Here is a 16,876-nt window from a genome sequence, read left to right on the forward strand (position 1 = left end):
CCCCCGGAAGGGGCGGGAGAAACATCCCATGAGCGACCTCTTCGACATCCTCTCCAACGCCTCCTTCTGGGTGGCCACGCTGCGCATCGCCACGCCGCTGATCCTCGGCACGCTGGGCGTGCTGCTGTGCGAGCGCGCGGGCGTGCTCAACCTCGGCATCGAAGGGATCATGGTCGCGGGCGCCTTCACCGGCTGGCTCGCGGTGTACCTCGGCGCGCCGCTGTGGGTCGGCGTCGGCGTGGCCGCGTTCACCGGCGCGGTGTTCGGGCTGCTGCATGCCTTTCTCACGGTCGGGCTGGCGCTGTCGCAGCACGTCTCGGGGCTGGGCATCACGCTGCTGGCCACGGCGCTCAGCTACTTCGGCTACCGCGTCAGCTTTCCCAAGGTGAGCACGCCACCCACGGTCACGCCCTTCGCGCCGATGGACTGGCTGCCGATCCCGATCCTCAACGCCCAGACCGCGCTGACGCTGTTCGCGCTGCTGGCGGTGCCGGTGGTCGCCTGGGTGCTGCTGCGCACGCCGGTCGGCCTGGCGGTGCGCATGGTGGGAGAGAACCCGCAGGCGGCCGAGGGCCAGGGCGTGTCGGTGGCGGCCACGCGCACCGGCGCCATCGTGGCGGGCTCGGCGCTGATGGGCGTGGCGGGCGCCTTCCTCACGCTGTCGGCCTTCAACGCCTTCTTCTTCAACATGGTCAACGGCCGCGGCTGGATCTGCGTGGCGCTGGTGGTGTTCGCCTCCTGGCGGCCCGGCAAGGCGCTGCTGGGCGCGCTGCTGTTCGCCTTCTTCGACGCGCTGCAGCTCCGGCTGCAGCAGTCGGGCGACGCCGCGCTGCCCTACCAGATTTACCTGATGCTGCCCTACCTGCTGTCGATCCTGGCGCTGGTGCTGGTGGCGCGCAAGGCCAGCTATCCGCAGGCGCTGATGAAGCCTTATCGCAAGGGCGAGCGCTAGGCAACGGCAACGCTCAGCTTCGGCTGTTGAACCGATAGAAAGGCGTCTCCAGCATGGTGTCGTGCCAGCCCGCGTACCAGGCATGCACATAGGGTTTGAGACGCTGCAGCTGGGCCACGCGCTCGCGCTGCGCGTCGGAAATGCCGCGCGCGCAGAAGTCGCGCACTTCCCGGAACAGGGCGTCGACGTCCAGCTGCTGGAACCGGCGCTCCTTCACCACCACCTTGCCACCCACCACCACACTGGACACGTCCCGTCCCAGGCCGCGCTGAAGAAAGGCTTCGACGATGTCGGCGCGTGAGTCCAGCCACGGGTCGTCGCAGATGTTGTCGAGGTCGACCAGGATGGCGTCGGCCTTCATGCCGGGCTTCAAGGTGCCGAGGCTGTCGCCGAAACCGCAGACCCGCGCGCCGTTGATGGTGGACAGCTCCAGCGCGGTGTAGGCATCCATGGCGGGCTGCGTCAGGTCGTAGGTCGCGCAGCGGTGCATCTTGTGGACCATGCGGCTTTCCATGATCGCGTCTTCGTCGTCGTTGATGGTCTTGTCGTCCATGCCCATGGCCACCAGCACGCCCGCGTCGAGCAGCTGCGGCAGCGGCGCCAGGCCGTTGCGCATGATGAAGTTGCAGCTGGGGTGGTGCGTCATGGCGACGCCGCGCTTCGCCATCAGCGCGATGTCGGCCTCGGTGATGTGGATGGCATGGCCGAACACCACGTTCTCGTTGAGAAAGCCCAGATCGTCGAGCCACCGCACGGTCGACACGCCATGCTGCCGGAAGCCATAGGCTTTCTGCACCGGCGTCTGCAAGGTGTGGATGTGGATCTTGACGCCACCGCGGCGGTCGGACTCGGCACGGCTGCGCTGCAGGAAGGACGCACTGGCGCCATGGGCCCACGAGGGCGACAGGAGGATGCGCGTGTCCTCGTCGTCGTAGCGGCTGTGCAAGTCGTCGAACAGGCCGAAGTAGTTGTCTTCCAGCGCTTGCTTGTCGTAGAACACGCGCGGCCGGGCCCAGTCCTGGAGGTCCGCGGGCAGCGTCTCGAAGAAGGCGAACTCGTCCAGCGCCAGCTTGGATTCGTTGCGCAGGCCGGGCGAGAACGCGAGGCGCAGGCCGGTGCGCAGGTAGTGGTCGATGGCGGTGTGCGCGGCCTGGGGGCCGGACACGTCGTCGTCGAAGCCGTTGTGGTGCAGCGTGGTGCAACCGCTGCGCAGGTGACGGTAGGCACACATGGCGGCTGTCAGTTCGGGCGGCAGCACGATCATGGCCGACCAGTCGAACAGCGCGTTCTCCAGGAAGTCGTTGCGCACGCCCTTCTGGATGGGCGACAGGCCGCGGCCGTGGCTGTGCGCGTCGACCAGGCCCGGCATCAGCAGTTGCCGCCCGTTGCCCAGCACCTGCGCATCGGGAAAGCGCGCCAGGCTGGCCGGCGTGTCCGGCACGATCTCCAGCACACGGCCCTGGTCGATGACCACGGCAACGTTGTCCTGCACGCCTTCCTGTTTGAGGCGGGGATCGATCAGTGCGTGTTTGGCTCTCAGAATCAACATGGCAATTTCCTTCTCGCGGCCCTAGCAGGGGCGCTCGCTGATGACGGGCTGCAGGCCGGGTGCGTCGGGGTTCAGGCCCACGCGCCGGACCACGGCTTCGAACTCCCGTCGGCTGACCTCGTCGATGAGGGTGGACGGGGTGCGCATGGTGTCGCTGGTGATGATGCCGCGCCGCATGTAGGAGTACTTGCGCAGCGCCAGCGCGATCTGCGGCTGGAATTCGTAGCGGATCAGCGAGCAGTAATGGTCGAACACGGCCGTGGCCTGAGCGCGCTCGCCCTGCCGGAACAGCGCGTGCACGCGCAGCAGGATCTCGGGGAAGGAGAAACCGGTCACGATGCCATCGGCGCCGCGCTCGAGTTCTTCCATGAAGTGCGTGCCGCCCAGGCCGCTGAGGATCCTGACCGCGTCGCCCGCAAGGGCGCGCACACCGCTGATCTTGGGGCCGACCGGCGGGTCTTCGCTGTTCAGGATATGAACGCCTGCTTCCTTGTGCAGGCGCAACACCAGCGGCGGACTGACCTTGCTGCCGAAGAGTTCGGGAAAATCGTGGATGACCACCGGAATGCGGATCGCCGCGGCGACCTGCCGGTAGTAGCTGACCATCATGTTGTCGTCCACACCAGCCAGCGGCGCGACGAACACGGCATCGGCGCCCAGGTCTTCGGCCGTGCGGGCCTGCTCCACCGCGCTGGCCGTGCCGAAGGCACGCACACCGACCCAGACGGGCACGGTGCCCACGGCATGGGCCACCACGGTTTCGATGACCCGACGGCGCTCGAAGGAGGTCAGCTTGTGCAGCTCACCCATGACGCCGAGGATCGCCAGGCCATGAATGCCCGCCGACAGCTGGAAGTCCACCAGCCGGGTCAGGCTGGGCAGGTCCAGTTCGCCGGCCTGCGTGAACGGCGTGGGGCAAATCGAAAAGACACCTTCTGCTCGCATCATGGGGTGTCCTCGATCAACGGGGAATCACCACTGGCTTCTGCATGCGGGAGATCGCGCGCACCAGGGGCCAGAGAAGGATGAAATACATCAGGGCGGCCGCGATCAACGGCGTCTGGCTGTAGGTCTGCCCCTGCGCGATCTGCGCCGCGCGCAACAGCTCGGGCAAGGCCACGGCGGAAGCGATCGAGGTCTGCTTGACGGCTTCCAGCGTGTTGCTGGCCAGGTCGGGGATCACGTTGCGCACGCCTTGCGGCACGATCACGAAGGCCATCGCCTGCCGGGCGTTCAGGCCGGTGGAGCGGGCCGCTTCGTTCTGGCCGATGCCCACCGACTGCAGGCCGGCGCGGAAGATCTCCGCGAAATAGCCGCTGCTGTTGAGCACCAGCGCCAGCACGGTGGCAGAGAACTCGTCGAGCGGCAGGTTCAGGAAGGGCAGTCCGTAGTAGATGAAGATCAGCAGCACCAGCGGCGGGAAGGCGCGGAAGAAGTCCACGTACAACAGGATCAGCCGGTTGACGACCCGGTGGCCCTGGTAGTACACGCAGGCGATCAGCAGGCCCAGCAGCGCCGATACCGGCACGATCACGGCGGCCAGCTTGATGGTCAGCCACAGGCCCTGGAGCAGCATCGGCCAGCTGGCCTCGAGCACGTCCAGGTTGAAGAAGGTTTCGATCAGGTTCATGGAAGTGGCGGACTATTTCTTGATCGCAAACCGCTTTTCCAGCGAGCGCGTGAAGTGCACGAAGGGAAAGAAGATCAGGCAGAACAGGATCGCCCCCGCCGTCAGCGCCGTGGGGTTGGCGATAGTCGACTGGACGTTGCTGGACACGTTCAGCAGCTCGGGCACCGCGATGACCGACCCGAGGGTGGTGCCCTTGGTGATGCCGATGGCGCGGTTGGTCAGGGGCGGAATGGCGATCCGGACCGCCTGCGGCAGGATGATCGAGAAGAGCGTCTGGGTGAAATTCATGCCCGACGAGCGCCCTGCTTCCCACTGCCCGGTCGGCACGGCGGCGATGCCGGCCCAGAAGATCTCCTCGGCGAAGGCGGCCAGCACCAGGCTCAGCGCCAGCACCGTGGCCGGCAAGGGGTCGATCACGATGCCGAAGGCCGGCAGCGCGAAGAAGGCCAGCACGATGATCACCAGCTGCGGGATCGCACGGAAGATGTCGACGAACAGCACCATCAGCAGGTTGACGGGCCGCACGCCGTAGCTGCGGATCACCGCCAGCACCAGACCCAGCAGCGTGCCGCAGATCACCGTCAGCACCGCCATCTGCAGCGTCACCCAGAAGCCCTGCAGGATCGACGGCAGGTGCGGGCTGATCAGCGGCCAGTTGAAGAAGTAGTAGAAGATCTTTTCCATGGCGGGCTCAGTTCAGCCGGCTCAGGAAATCCTGAATCCGTTTGTGGCGGGGCTTGACGAGGATCTCGTCCGGCGTGCCCTGGTCCAGGATCACGCCCTTGTCCATGAACACCACGCGGTCGCCGACTTCGCGCGCGAACTGCATCTCGTGCGTGACGATGACCATGGTCATGCCGGCGTCGCGGGTGCGCATCATCACGTTCAGCACTTCGCCGACCAGTTCCGGGTCCAGGCCGGAGGTGGGCTCGTCGAACAGCATGACCTTGGGCTCCAGCGCCAGGGCGCGGGCGATGCCCACGCGCTGCTGCTGGCCACCCGACAACTGGCTCGGGTGATGGTCCATGCGCTCGGCCAGGCCGACCTGTTCGAGGTGCTGGCGGCCCAGCGCGTCAGCCTGCGCCTTGGGCATCTTCTTGACCTTGCGCAGCGCCAGCGTGACGTTCTCCAGCGCCGACATGTGCGGGTAGAGATGGATGCCCTGGAACACCATGCCGATGTTCTGGCGCACCTTGTTCAAGTCCGTGCGGGGATGCGTGATCTCCGTGCCGGCCACCACGATGGAGCCGCTGGTGGGCGTCTCCAGCCGGTTGATGCATCGCAGGCAGGTGCTCTTGCCCGAACCGGAGCCGCCGATCATGACGACCACCTCACCGGCTCTGACATTCAGGTTGATTCCCTTGAGGATCTCCGTGTCTCCAAACGATTTGCGCAGCTCCTTGATGTGGACGATGTCGCTCATGGCATTACCTTGTTGCGCCCGCGTGCGGGCCTGATGTGGGGCTTTTGGGCAAAAAAGAGCCGCCTGCCACCCACGGGGCGGCAAACGGCTGGCGCGGAACCGGCTCAGGGTTTGGCGCAGTTCGGCTGGTGTTCGGTGGCGTCGTAGCCCGGGGTGCCCGGCGTGCCATAGCCGGGGTAGGCCTTGGTCATGGAGGAGCCCGCGGCCGGCTCCGCGCCGAACCACTTGACGTGGAGCCTCGACAGCGCGCCGTCGGCCTTCATGCACTCGATGGCCTCTTCGACCTTGTTACGCAGGGCGACGTCGTCCTTGCGGAACACGAAGCCGTAGTTGCTGTCGGTGGTGTAGTCGTAGGCGGAGACCAGCGCGGGCGTCTGCGTGGCGATGTAGCGCGCCAGCGGCGTCTCGGACAGGTTGGCGAAGGCGCGACCGATCACCACGGCCTGGACGGCATCGGTGTTCTTGTTGAAGCGCTGGATCTCGTAGCCGTATTTCGCCTGGTTGTCCTGCAGCCACTTGTCGGAGAAGCTGCCGTTGTTCACGGCGATCGTCTTGCCCTTGAGTTCTTCCAGCGAACGAACGGCCACGCCCTTCTTGGTCAGGAAACTCAGGCCGCCGGCCATGTAGGGCTCGGTGAACAGCATCTGCTGCGCGCGCTCGGGCGTGATGTTGATCGGGCCGGCCACCATGTCGTAGCGCGACGAGAACAGGCCGGCGAAGATTGCCGAGAACGGTGTGTCCACCACCTCCAGCCCGTCGTACCCCATGCGCTTGGCCAGCTCGGTCGCCAGGTCGTTGGAGAAGCCATCGATCTGGCCGTTGCTGTTCTTCATGAAAAAGGGCACCAGGCCGATGTCGGCCGCGACCTTGAAACGCTTGGCCTGCGCCTGGGCCGCGGCGGGTGCCGACAGGGCCAGGGTCGCCAAGACGCCCGCCAGAACCAAGCCTGTAACGGCGCGCGCGGAACGTACCAGGGCACCGGCGGGAGGCACCCGCGGCGAACGAACAGAGATCGAAAAACTGTGCATGAGCTTCCTAGTGGGCTGGGATATCGAGCAGCGGATTCTGGAGGCTTAGAAACTTGACGTCGTATGCTTTTTTATTTCCTTTGCATAACATCAAATTAAGCCTAGCAATTACCACTAGAAGGTCGTGCGCATGCCCCGGTACTCGGTCGTCTTCAGGATCTGCATGAATTCCTTGGCCGTCTGGGACACCGGCGCCACGTTGGAATGGAGCATGTGCAGCGACATCTTCGTGCGCGGCTTGATGGGCCGGACCACCACGTCGGGCCACACGCGGCCCATCACGGCCAGTTCATCCACCACGGCGATTCCCGCACCGGCCTGCACCATCGCGCAGGCGATGTGGGTCAGCCGCACCTCGACCACCAGGCGCGGCAGCCCGGGACGGTTGCCGAACAACTGCTGGACCATCTGCCCGTAGGGCGTCTCCACGCCGTAGCCGATCAGGTCCAGCCCCTCCAGGTCGCTGGTGTGCAGCTCCTCCTTGTCGGCCAGCGGATGGGTGGCCGGCAGCACGGCCACCAGGTGGTTCTCGTAGATCGCCTCGGCGTGCAGGCTCGGATGCGTCAGCGGCACGATGGCCACGCCCACCTCGACCTGCTGCGTCAGCAGGGCCTGCACCAGCTCAGTGGAGATCAGGGTCCGCACATAGACCTTCACCTCCGGAAAGGCGCGGCGAAACTTGGTCACGGCCATGGGGATCAGCGTCTGGCCCAGGCTCGGGCTGACCGCCATGTGCAGGCTGCCCTGGCGTTTTTCGATCAGGTCGTTGGCCACCTCGTTGACCCGCTGGACGCTCTGGTGGACCTGCTCGACCTCCTGGAACAGGCGCCGGGCCTCGGGGGTCGGGTACAGCCGCCCCTTGATGCGCTCGAACAGCACCAGACCGATCCGCGATTCGGTGTACGACAGCAGCCGACTGATGGCCGGCTGGGAGACGTTCAGCAGCTGGGCGGCCTTGCTGATGGAGCTCGTGATCATGATCGCGCGGAAGACTTCGATCTGTCGGAGATTGAGGAGCATGCTTAATTTGATGTTATGAACGGTTCATAAATAAGCATAGGACATTTTGGATTGTTCTTGCTCCAATCCCTGTCTCCCCTTCCCGCCCAGGCCCGCCCTGGGCGACCTCCCAACCCCAGGAACCGGCCAGCGTTGCGGTGCAACAGGCGCTTCGATCACAAGGAACGAGATGAGTGATTTTGATTTGGTAGTACGCGGCAACATCGTCGAATGCGACGGCGTGATCGACAACGGCTGGGTGGCCGTGTCCGGCGGTCGCGTGGCCGCCCGCGGCGTGGGCGCGGCCCCGCAGGCGCGCGACAGCGTCGACGCGCGCGGCATGTGGGTCATTCCCGGCGTGCTGGACGGCCAGGTGCACTCCGGCAGCCAGGCCAACCAGGAAGGCCTGGGCTGGGCCTCTCGCGCGGCCGCCGCCGGCGGCGTGACCACCATGGTCGAGATGCCCTACGACGACCCCGAACCCGTGGCCTCGCGCCCCCAGCTGGAGAACAAGGTCGCCGAGATCGAGCGCGACTGCCATGTGGACGTGGCCTGCTACGGCACGCTCAACGACAAGCACGGCCTGGAAGCGGCCGCCGGCCTGATCGAGGGCGGCGTCTGCGGCTTCAAGTTCTCCACCTTCGAGGCCAGCCCCGGCCGCTTCCCGCGCGTGGAGGAAGACGTGCTGATGGAAGCCTTCCGCCTGATCGCCCCCTCGGGCCTGGCCTGCGGCGTGCACAACCAGGACCAGGAACTGACGCGCAAGAACATCACCCGCATGGTCGAAGCCGGCGACACCGGCTGGGACGCCTTCCTGCGCGCCCACACGCCGCTGATCGAGAACCTGGCCACCGCCACGATCTATGAACTCGGCGCCCTGACCGGCGCGCGCGCCCATGCCGTGCACGTGTCGCTGTCCCGAGGCTTCGAGATCTGCAACATGTACCGCCAGGCCGGCCACCATGCCTCGATCGAGACCTGCGTGCAGTACCTGATGCTCAACCACGAAGAGCACACCCGCCGCTTCGGCGCCAAGACCAAGCACTACCCGCCGATCCGCCCCAAGGCCGAGATGGACCTGCTCTGGACGCACATCGCCAACGACGAGTGCACCTTCGTGTCCTCCGACCACGTGAGCTGGGGCCTGGAGCGCAAGCAGCACGAGAACGTGTTCAAGAACTCGTCCGGCGGCCCCGGCCTCGAGACGCTGCTGCCGGCCTTCTGGACCGGTTGCGCCGAGCACGGCATCTCGCCCAGCATGGTCGTCAAGCAGCTGTGCCACGGCCCGGCCAAGCACTTCCTGCTGGAACACCGCAAGGGCACGCTGAACGTGGGCGCCGACGCCGACATCGTCGTCGTCAAGCCCGAAACCTACCGATTCAATCCCTCCACCAGCCTGTCGGCCGTCAAATGGAGCTCCTTCGAAGACCGTGAATTCCAGGTCCGCATCGAAGCCACCTACCTGCGCGGCCAGCAGGCCTGGGACGGCCGGCAGGTGCGCAACACGGCCGGCAGCGGCCAGTTCATCCGTCCGCACAAGGCAGGCCAGGCGTCATGAAGATGGCCGAGCCGCTCTTGGACAAGGCCCGGCTGTGGCAGCGCGTGGAGGACCTGTCCGCCATGACGCTCCCCGGGCAGCCGTGGACGCGCCGCGCGTTCTCCGAACTGTTCATGGACAGCCGTGCCTGGCTGCGCCAGCAGTTCGAGGCCGCGGGCCTGGCCGTGACGCTGGACGCCGGCGGCAACCTGGTGGGGCGGCGTGAAGGCCGCAGCCCGGCGGCCCGGCCGCTGGTGACCGGCTCGCATTGCGACACCGTGGCGAGCGGCGGCCGCTACGACGGCATCATCGGCGTGCTGGCGGGCATCGAGATCGCCCATGCGCTGAACGAACAGGGCGTGATGCTCGACCATCCCTTCGAGGTGGTCGACTTCCTCTCGGAAGAGCCCAGCGACTACGGCGTGTCCTGCGTGGGCAGCCGGGCCATGGCCGGCCTGCTGTCGACCGCCATGCTGCAGGAAAGGAACGCGCAGGGCGAAACCTTGGCGCAGGGCATCGCCCGCATCGGCGGCCGCCCCGAGGAACTGGGCCGCGCGCTGCGTGCGCCCGGCAGCACCGCCGCCATGGTCGAGTTGCACATCGAGCAGGGCCCGGTGCTCGAAAGCCAGGGCCTGCCGATCGGCGTGGTCACCCACATCGTCGGCATCTGCCGCCATCGCGTCACGGTCATCGGCCGCCCCGACCATGCCGGCACCACGCCGATGGACATCCGGCGCGATGCGCTGGTCGGCGCGGCGAAGATCATCGGTGCCGTGGACCGCAAGGCCCGCACCTTCCTGGGCGGCCCCGACTACCTGGTCGCGACCATCGGCCACCTGAGCCTCACGCCCAACGCCTCGAACGCGGTGCCCGGCAGCGTGGAGATGATGCTGGAAGTGCGCAGCGACCGGCAGGCGATCCTTGAGGTGTTCAGCGAAGGCCTGCTTGCCGCCATCGAACCGGAACTGAAGGCCCTGGGCCTGGAACTGCGCCACAGCCGCGTCAGCCAGGCGGCACCGACCGACTGCGACGAAGGCGTGATGCAGGCCATCGACGATGCGGCCGCCGCACTGGGTTACGCCAGCCGGCGCATGCCCAGCGGCGCGGGCCACGACGCGGTCTACCTGGCCAAGACCGGCCCGGTGGGCATGGTCTTCATCCCCTGCCTGAACGGCCGCAGCCATTGCCCCGAAGAGTCCATCACGCCCGAGCAACTGCTGGACGGCACGCGCGTGCTCTGCCAGGCCCTGCTGACGCTGGACCGGCGCCTGGCGGCGTAAGCGCCCATGGACTGGCGCGCGGACGCACTGACGGAACGTCAGATCTACAGGCTGCTGGTGAACACGGTGCTGCCCCGGCCCATCGCCCTGGTCAGCACGCGCAGCGCCGAGGGCGTGGTGAACACCGCCCCCTTCAGCTTCTTCAACGTCATGGGCTCCGAGCCGCCCATCGTGGCCCTGGGCCTCGAGGGCGACGCGAACGCGGCCGACGGCCTGAAGGACACGACGCGCAACATCCTGGCGACGCGGGAATTCGTCGTCAACCTGGTCGACAAGGCGCTGGCCGAGGCCATGAGCGTCTGCGGCGTGTCCTTTCCCTCCGACCAGCCCGAGCATGTGCACGCCGGGCTGGACACCGTGCCCAGCCTGCAGGTCGCCGCGCCGCGCATCGCCAGGTCGCCGGTGCAGTTCGAATGCCGTCTTCACACCACGCTGGCCATCGGGCCGCAGCGCCATGTCGTCATCGGCGAGATCGTGCACCTGCACTGCCGCGACGACATCCTGACCGACAGGGGGCACATCGACATCGATGCGCTCGACCCCATCGGCCGCATCCATGGCACGGACTGGTATCTGGACATGAAGTCCCGCTTCCAGTCCACCAAGTACACGCTGGACGCCTGGACAGCACGCCCCAAAGAAAAAGAGCCTTTGCCATGACCCCCAAGATCTTTGTCCTGAATCCCAATTCCAGCCAGGTCGTCACCGATGGCATCGATGCTGCCATGGCGCCGCTGCGCATGCCGGGTGGCCCGGAGATCCACTGCACCACGCTGGCCGAAGGGCCGCCCGGCGTCCAGAACCAGCGCGACATCGACCAGCTGGTCGACCCGCTGTGCCGCCAGGCGCAGTCGCTGGCAGCCCAGGCTTCGGCCTTCGTGGTCGCCTGCTTCAGCGACCCGGGGCTCCATTCGCTGCGCGAGATCACCCGCGTGCCGGTGCTGGGCATCGCCGAGACCGGCGTGCTCACCGCGCTCAGCCTGGGCCACCGCTTCGGCGTGATCTCCATCCTGCCCGCGTCCATCCCGCGCCACCTACGCTATTTCGGCGCGATGGGCGTCACCGACCGGCTGGCGGCCGACCTGTCGATCGGCATGGGCGTCCAGGAGCTGGTCGACCGCACGAAGACCATGGAGCGGCTGGTGGCCGTGGGCCTTCAGCTGCGCGACCAGCACCGCGCCGACACCGTCGTCCTGGGTTGCGCCGGCATGGCCGGCATGCGCGAAGAGCTGCAGCGCCACCTCGGCATTCCCGTGGTGGAACCCACCCAGGCCACCGTCGCGGTCGCGCTCGGCCGCGCCCTGCTGAAATGGTGATGGACACCCTGGCCTCTCTGCACGAGGCCGCGCGCCTGCTGCTGAACGCCCGCCACACCGGGCAGGCGCTGGAAGAACTTCCGGCGTCCTGCCGCCCCACCACGCTGGAACAGGCCTATGCCATCCAGGACCTGGTCCTGCAACAGCTGGGCCCGGTGGGCGGCTGGAAGGTGGGCGCGCCAGGCCCCGACGCGGAACCCACCTGCGCCCCGCTGCCGCAGGCGGGCCTCCAGGCCGGCCCCGCGAAACTGGATTCCGACCGCTGGCGCCTGCGCGGCGTGGAGGTCGAAGCGGCCGTGCTGCTGCGGCACGACCTGCCGCCCCGCGCGCAACCCTATCTGCTGGACGAGGTGCTGGACGCCATCGACTGTGTCTGCGTGGCGGTCGAGATCGTCGAGTCGCGCTTTTGCGACCGCGACCGCGTGGGCCGTCTGTCGACTCTCGCGGACCTGGCCAGCCACGGCGCGGCGGTCTACCTGCCCACGGGCGTGGCGGCCCGTCCCGTGGCGGCATGGCAAAGGCCGCAGGCTCGGCTGCGGCTGGACTCGGGCCCGGCCCTCGCGTCCGCCAGCCAGAACCCGGCTGGCGAGCTCACGCGCCTGCTGGTCTGGTTGGCCAACCACAATGCCCGCCGCCACATCGGGCTGCGGCGCGGCCAACTGATCCTCACCGGCTCCTGCCTGCCGCTGGTGCTGGCGCAGGCGCGGGACGCCGTCGAGGTCCAGCTGGAAGGCATCGGCCAGCTGCGTGTCCGATGGGGCACCGAGGCGGCGGAACAGGCGGCCCGCTGAGCCATCCGGGCCGGGCAGGCCCCTGCCGGCCCCGCCACGGCAAGGGCCAAGTCCGGCGTTATGACAAGTCGGAATACAATGCGAACAATTCTCATTTGAGTTGTTGCATCCGGTACGTTCCGACAGTGAAGCAGCTCGCCCGAACGGAGCTTCTTCCCTGTGTCCGCCCTGCCGCCGCCTGCCTCCTTTGCCCCCGCCGTCGAATCGCTCTACCTCGCGCACCACGGCTGGCTGCAGATGTGGCTGCGCAAAAAGCTGGCGAACGCGGCCGATGCGGCGGACATCGCGCATGACACTTTCGTTCGGGTGCTGGCCTCGCGCCATCGCACGCGCATCGCCGAACCGCGGGCCTTCCTCACGACCATCGCCAAGGGGCTGGTGATCGACAGCTGGCGCCGGCAGGAGATCGAGCGCGCCTACAAGGAGGCGCTGGCGCTGCAGCCCGAGCGCCTCGCGCCCTCGCCCGAGGCGCAGCTGCTGATCGTCGAGGCGCTGGCGCGCATCGACCGCCTGCTCGACGGGCTCAAGCCCAAGGTGCGCACCGCCTTCCTGCTCGCGCAGATCGAGGAACTACCCTACGCCGAGATCGCGCAGCGCATGGGCGTGACGGTGCGCTCGATCGAGCGCTATGTGGCCGAGGCGCTCTACCACTGCCACCTCGTGCTGGCCGATTGACATGCCGCCACCCGTCTCTGCGGCGCCCTCGGCGGTGCGCCAGGCCTTCGGCTGGATGGTCCGGTTGCAATCGGGCCCTGCCGATGCGCGCACGCAGCGCGCGTTCGCGCAATGGCGCAACGCCGACCCCGAGCACGAACGCGCCTGGCAGCGCGCGCAGGAAGTCGGCCAGGCCCTGCGCGCCGACTTCGGCGCCCTGCCCCAGGGTGCGGGCGGCGCATCTTTCGAAGCGCTGCAGGCCGGTGCCCAGCGCCTGAGCCGGCGGCGCCTGCTGGCCAAGCTGTCGGTCGGTGCGGCCATCGTGGGCCCGGTCGCCTGGCTGACCGGCGAGCTCGCGCCCTGGCAACGCCTCACGGCCGACTACAGCACGGCCAAGGGCGAGCGGCGCCGCTTCACGCTCGCCGACGGCAGCGTGCTCGCGCTCAACACCGACAGCGCGGTGCAGCTGCGCTTCGACGGCACGCAGCGCCTGCTGCTGCTCACGCGTGGCGAGATCGCGCTGGTCTCGGGCGCGGATGCCGGGTCGGCGCCCAAGCGCCCGCTGCGCGTGCAGACGCGCGACGGCCTGCTCGAGGCGCTGGGCACGCAGTTCGTGGTGCGGCTCGACGCCGGCGCGAGCCTGCTGTCGGTCGAGGAAGGCGCGGTCGCGATGCAGCCGGCGCAGGCCGCCGCGGACGCCGAGCGCGTGGTCGCGCGCGCCGGCACGGTCTACCGGCTGAGCCGCACCGAGGCCGTGCCCGCCGACACCGGCGGCCTCGACCCCACGGGCTGGACCGACGGCGCGCTGGTCATCCGCGACATGCGGCTGGCCGACTTCCTGGCCGAGCTCGGCCGCTACCGCAGCGGCCACCTGGGCTGCGACCCGCGCGCGGCCGAGCTGCGGCTGTCGGGCGTCTACCGCCTCGACGACACCGAACGGCTGCTGGCGGTCCTGCCCAGCGTGCTGCCGGTGCGCATCGACTACCGCACCCGCTTCTGGGTGCAGGTCTCGATGCGCTGAAAAAAATCTTTTCATTTTTTCTGTCGGGTTTCGCCGTCCCGTCCGGCATGGACAGGACACATCGCTTTTTTCTGCACTCCATGCCACTCCCACATCTGCCCGCCCGCTTCCGGCCTTCCACGCTGGCGGTCTGCCTGCACGGCGCGCTGTGCCTGGCGCTGCTGCCTGCGACCACCCTGGCACAGACGCCGTCGGCCACCGATGCCAGCGCCCGGCCCTACCGCATCGTCGCGGGCCCGCTCGACGACGCGCTCAACCGCTTCGCGCGCCAGGCCGGCATCACGCTGTCCTTCACGCCGCAGCAGGTCGACGGCCTGCGCAGCCGCGGGCTGGAGGGCAGCTTCTCGGTGGAGAGCGGCCTCACGCGCCTGCTCGACGGCAGCGGCTACGTCGCGCGGCTGCAGGCACCGGGCCACTACGTGCTGCAGACCCGCGAGCCGCTGGTGGGCTCGGCCGCGCCGCATGCCGCCAACGCCGCGCCACCGCCGGCCGCCGAGGTCACGCTGCCGACCACCACCGTGACCGCCGCGCGCGACCGGCGCCAGGAGGTCTACGACACGCCCGGCTCGGTGGCGGTGATCACGCGCGAGGAGATCGACCGGCTGCCGCCGCGCAACACCGCCGACCTGCTGACCGACGTGCCGGGCGTCTACACCTCGCAGTCGCGCATGGACCCGGGCATCAGCGTGAACATCCGCGGGCTGCAGGACTTCGGCCGCGTCAACGTGATGATCGACGGCACGCGCCAGAACTACCAGCAGAGCGGCCACGGTTCCAACGGCTCGGTCTACCTCGACCCCGAACTGCTGGGCGGCGCCGACATCGCCAAGGGCCCGACCTCGACCGTGGGCGGCGCGGGCATGATCGCGGGCCTGGTCAACTTCCGCACGCTGGAGGTCGCCGACCTGCTGCAGGACGGCCAGACGCTGGGCGGCCGCGTGAACACCACCACCGGCAGCAACGCCTACGACTTCGCGGGCAGCGCCGCGCTGGGCCTCAAGGCCGGCGAGAACTTCGACGGCGTGATGGTGCTGAGCCGCAAGAAGGTCGGCGCGTTCGAGAAGGGCCAGCGCGGCTCGGTGCGCGAAGGCCTCGACGCGGTGGTGCACGGCATCAGCCAGCTCACCGACCAGGACCAGACCTCGGCGCTGCTCAAGGGCACCTGGCGCTTCGCGCCGGGCCACCAGCTCAAGCTGAGCTACATCGGCCTCGACGCGAAGTTCGGCGAGAAGGCGCAGTCGGCCTCGGCCGGCGGCCTCACGAACCATGTGCGCACCGACACGCTGCTGGCCAACTACAGCTGGAACCCGGCCGATTCCAAACTGATCGACCTCAAGACCAGCCTCTACTACACCCGCACGCGCAACGAAGCCTTCCGCCATGCCGGCGGCCAGCTCGACGACAACGCCTACCAGCTGCGCTACCAGACCAGCACCGTCGGCGGCACGCTGGAGAACACCGCGCGCCTGGCGCTCGCGAAGACCACCGACGCGGTGCTCAAGACCGGCGGCGAGTTCTTCCACGACTGGACCAGTCCGCAGGCGCAGGCGCTGTCGATCGGCGCCGACGCGGGCACGACCGCGCTCTACACCGGCTCCACGCCCGAGGGCAAGCGCACCGTGGCCAGCCTGTTCGGCGAAGCCACGCTGCTGCACGACAGCTGGCTCGAGGTGACCGGCGGCCTGCGCTACGACTGGTACGGCCTGCAGGGCGACGGGCGCATGCGCATCGGCTCGATCAGCAACCCGGCGGGCGTGCGGCCCTCCACCACCGCGCTCTACACCCGCTTCCAGACCGACCGCCACGGCGGCTCGATCGCGCCGCGGCTGTCGGTGGCCGTCAAGCCCATCGAGCAGCTGCAGTTCTTCGCCAACATCGGCCGCGGCATGCGGCCGCCGGCCATCACCGAATCGCTGCAATGGGGCCAGCACGTGGGCAGCCTGTTCCCCTACTACCCCAACCCCGACCTGCGCGCCGAGTACTCGCGCAACCAGGAGCTGGGCGTGAACGCCGTGTTCAAAGGCCTGCTGACCGGGCGCGATGCGCTGCGCGTCAAGGCCGCCTGGTTCGACAGCAAGGTCAAGAACTACGTCACGCTGGGCCGCATCATGGCGCCCAACGACACCGCGGGCGGCGGCCTGCTCGGGCCCTATGCCTACGTCAACCTCGACGACCCGTTTCGCAGCAAGGGCCTCGAGCTGCAGGCCGACTACGACACCGGCCGCGTGTTCGGTTCGCTGAGCTACACCCACATGATGGTCAAGACCGGCAAGGGCGGCTACGACCCCTTCCCGCTGGGCAGCATGATGGGTTTCCCGTCGAACACCCTGGGCACGCCGGGCGACGCCAACATCTGGTACACGCTGCCGCCGCGCAAGAACCTCAGCATCTCGGCCGGCGTGCGGCTTCTCGACGACAAGCTCACGCTGGGCGGCCGCATGCGCTTCCAGTCGCCCACCGCCACCACCAGCGTCTGGACCGTGCAGGGCGATGCCTACAACCAGAAGGCCTGGCACCTCTACGACCTCTGGGCCAGCTACGAGCTCAACCGCCACACCACGCTGCGGCTGGCCATCAACAACCTGATGGACAAGAACTACGCCGAGATGCAGGGCGGCGGCTACTTCGTCGGCCCGGGCCGCACCGCGATGGTCACGCTGTCGCTCAAGTTCTAAGCGGGTGCCGCGCGCACCGAT

General features: G+C 68.2%; 16 protein-coding genes. 9 read left to right on the forward strand and 7 right to left on the reverse strand.

What is annotated here, in order from left to right:
- Nucleotides 1-28 precede the first annotated feature (28 nt).
- Entirely contained in the window at nt 29-952 is a 924-nt protein-coding gene (locus A9977_RS02855; RefSeq protein WP_183023370.1) for an ABC transporter permease, read from the forward strand.
- Nucleotides 953-965: 13 nt separating this feature from the next.
- On the opposite strand, the gene A9977_RS02860 is transcribed toward A9977_RS02855, so the two are convergent.
- From A9977_RS02860 to A9977_RS02890, 7 genes are all read right to left on the reverse strand, one after another.
- Nucleotides 966-2,501: an amidohydrolase family protein gene (locus A9977_RS02860; protein WP_183023371.1), complete on the reverse strand. Its 1,536-nt coding sequence runs from the start codon at nt 2,499-2,501 to the stop codon at nt 966-968.
- Nucleotides 2,502-2,522: 21 nt separating this feature from the next.
- Nucleotides 2,523-3,449 carry a dihydrodipicolinate synthase family protein gene (locus A9977_RS02865; protein WP_259651784.1) on the reverse strand — a complete coding sequence of 309 codons (927 nt, stop codon included), beginning with the start codon at nt 3,447-3,449 and terminating at the stop codon, nt 2,523-2,525.
- Between the two features lie 13 nt (nt 3,450-3,462).
- Complete coding sequence (locus A9977_RS02870) at nt 3,463-4,131, reverse strand: amino acid ABC transporter permease (protein ID WP_183023372.1); 669 nt, start codon at nt 4,129-4,131, stop codon at nt 3,463-3,465.
- Nucleotides 4,132-4,143: 12 nt separating this feature from the next.
- The gene (locus A9977_RS02875) at nt 4,144-4,815 is read right to left on the reverse strand and encodes an amino acid ABC transporter permease (protein ID WP_183023373.1); all 672 of its coding nucleotides are present in this window, start codon (nt 4,813-4,815) and stop codon (nt 4,144-4,146) included.
- 7 nt (nt 4,816-4,822) lie between these two features.
- Nucleotides 4,823-5,554 (reverse strand): amino acid ABC transporter ATP-binding protein, encoded by a 732-nt coding sequence (locus A9977_RS02880; protein ID WP_220811475.1) that lies wholly within the window; start codon nt 5,552-5,554, stop codon nt 4,823-4,825.
- Nucleotides 5,555-5,658: 104 nt separating this feature from the next.
- Nucleotides 5,659-6,480: an ABC transporter substrate-binding protein gene (locus tag A9977_RS02885; RefSeq protein ID WP_259651785.1), complete on the reverse strand. Its 822-nt coding sequence runs from the start codon at nt 6,478-6,480 to the stop codon at nt 5,659-5,661.
- A gap of 216 nt (nt 6,481-6,696) precedes the next feature.
- Nucleotides 6,697-7,602, reverse strand: coding sequence for a LysR substrate-binding domain-containing protein (locus A9977_RS02890; protein WP_183023375.1), 906 nt, complete (start codon nt 7,600-7,602; stop codon nt 6,697-6,699).
- A 169-nt stretch (nt 7,603-7,771) separates the two neighbouring features.
- Between A9977_RS02890 and A9977_RS02895 the strand changes: the two genes are divergently transcribed.
- The 8 genes from A9977_RS02895 (at nt 7,772) to A9977_RS02930 (ending at nt 16,855) form a co-directional block, all read left to right on the forward strand.
- On the forward strand, nt 7,772-9,139 hold the full coding sequence (locus A9977_RS02895; RefSeq protein WP_183023376.1) for a dihydroorotase family protein: 1,368 nt from the start codon (nt 7,772-7,774) through the stop codon (nt 9,137-9,139).
- The gene (locus A9977_RS02900) at nt 9,136-10,398 is read left to right on the forward strand and encodes a Zn-dependent hydrolase (RefSeq protein ID WP_183023377.1); all 1,263 of its coding nucleotides are present in this window, start codon (nt 9,136-9,138) and stop codon (nt 10,396-10,398) included. The genes A9977_RS02895 and A9977_RS02900 overlap by 4 nt, the downstream gene beginning before the upstream one ends.
- Nucleotides 10,399-10,404: 6 nt before the next feature.
- Entirely contained in the window at nt 10,405-11,058 is a 654-nt protein-coding gene (locus A9977_RS02905; protein WP_183023378.1) for a flavin reductase family protein, read from the forward strand.
- Nucleotides 11,055-11,714 carry an aspartate/glutamate racemase family protein gene (locus A9977_RS02910; protein WP_183023379.1) on the forward strand — a complete coding sequence of 220 codons (660 nt, stop codon included), beginning with the start codon at nt 11,055-11,057 and terminating at the stop codon, nt 11,712-11,714. The genes A9977_RS02905 and A9977_RS02910 overlap by 4 nt, the downstream gene beginning before the upstream one ends.
- Nucleotides 11,714-12,505 (forward strand): 2-keto-4-pentenoate hydratase, encoded by a 792-nt coding sequence (locus A9977_RS02915; protein WP_259651786.1) that lies wholly within the window; start codon nt 11,714-11,716, stop codon nt 12,503-12,505. The genes A9977_RS02910 and A9977_RS02915 overlap by 1 nt, the downstream gene beginning before the upstream one ends.
- A 159-nt stretch (nt 12,506-12,664) precedes the next feature.
- Nucleotides 12,665-13,180, forward strand: a complete 516-nt coding sequence (locus tag A9977_RS02920; protein WP_405054665.1) for a sigma-70 family RNA polymerase sigma factor — start codon at nt 12,665-12,667, stop codon at nt 13,178-13,180.
- Nucleotide 13,181: 1 nt separating this feature from the next.
- Nucleotides 13,182-14,180, forward strand: coding sequence for a FecR domain-containing protein (locus A9977_RS02925; RefSeq protein WP_183023381.1), 999 nt, complete (start codon nt 13,182-13,184; stop codon nt 14,178-14,180).
- Between the two features lie 80 nt (nt 14,181-14,260).
- Nucleotides 14,261-16,855, forward strand: coding sequence for a TonB-dependent receptor (locus A9977_RS02930; RefSeq protein WP_183023382.1), 2,595 nt, complete (start codon nt 14,261-14,263; stop codon nt 16,853-16,855).
- Nucleotides 16,856-16,876 lie beyond the last annotated feature (21 nt).

Source organism: Variovorax sp. UMC13 (genome assembly GCF_014170375.1).
Taxonomy (GTDB): Bacteria; Pseudomonadota; Gammaproteobacteria; order Burkholderiales; family Burkholderiaceae_C; genus Variovorax.